This is a genomic window from Wolbachia endosymbiont of Tuta absoluta (assembly GCF_059414725.1).
Window position 1 is genome coordinate 1 of record NZ_JBNRJY010000133.1, and the last position, 1,055, is coordinate 1,055.

1 protein-coding gene and 1 pseudogene are annotated in these 1,055 nt (G+C 37.5%); one reads left to right on the forward strand and one right to left on the reverse strand.

Annotation, left to right across the window (positions count from 1 at the left end):
* On the reverse strand, nt 1-941 hold a 941-nt coding region (locus ACJ5GX_RS01365; protein ID WP_495292611.1), incomplete at its 3' end, for a SulP family inorganic anion transporter.
* On the opposite strand from ACJ5GX_RS01365, the pseudogene ACJ5GX_RS01370 reads away from it, so the two are divergent.
* Nucleotides 937-1,055 (forward strand): annotated as a pseudogene (locus tag ACJ5GX_RS01370) (cation:dicarboxylate symporter family transporter); the annotation flags it as partial. The gene ACJ5GX_RS01365 and the pseudogene ACJ5GX_RS01370 sit on opposite strands and share 5 nt — an antisense overlap.

Below are 1,055 nucleotides of genomic sequence, written 5' to 3' on the forward strand. Positions count from 1 at the left end.
TTTACATAATTAAGGTGAGCGAAAGATCGATCCATAACTGGACCTTTAATCTCAGTAAAATGCATCTGAATTTTTAAATTCTTTAATTCATTATTGATTTCTTCCAGTGTTTCTAAAGCACTTGCATCAATATTGCTGATACTTGAACAATTAATCACAACATGATGCAGTTCAGGATGTTGACTGACTTCAAAAATCACAAATTCTTTTAAAGTATTGGCATTTAAAAAAGTTAAATTCTCATCTATACGGATTGAGACAATATTGGCACTGGTCAGCACTTCATGGCGGGAAATATTACGAAAGTGTTGAGTACCTTCAACTAGACCAATCACAGCGATATGTGGGCGACTGATTCGCCACAATAACAAAATAAATGTCGAAATAATGCCGATGATTAGACCTGTAGAAATGTCGATACACAACACGCCAAAAAAGGTCACCCACATTGCAAGACCATCTGCTTTTGAATAGCGCCAAGTTTCAATAAACGGCTTAAAATCGACTAACTTCCAAATCGACACCATAATGGTTGCTGCAAGAATTGCCAGAGGCAACTCTTTAAATAATCCTGTAAGATATAAACTGACAATAACAATAAAAATAGATGATAAAACTCCAGCCATCGGTGTTTTTGCACCAGCATCTGCATTGACTACAGTACGGGATAAGCTACCCGTCACAGGAAATGCCGAGGTAACACCAGCACTAAAATTGGCAAGACCTAAGGCTATAAGCTCTTGATTACTATTTAATTCACTACGTTGTTGAAAGGCAGTTGTCTGAGCTATGGATATAGATTCTACAAAACTGACCATTGTAATCATGGCTGCACCTGGCAGAAGCTGAATCACTAAATCCCAGTTCCAGTAAGGCATGGCAAACGGTGGAAATCCTGAAGGAATTTCACCGACAGTTTTAATTCCATATTGATCGATCACAAGGTGGATAGCTAGTATAGGTAATATGATACCAGCATTTATTACTGCAATGAGCACAATGTCTAGTAATGCAGCTATGCCGCTTACTCTTGAAGGAAGCAAAAAAAATGTAAA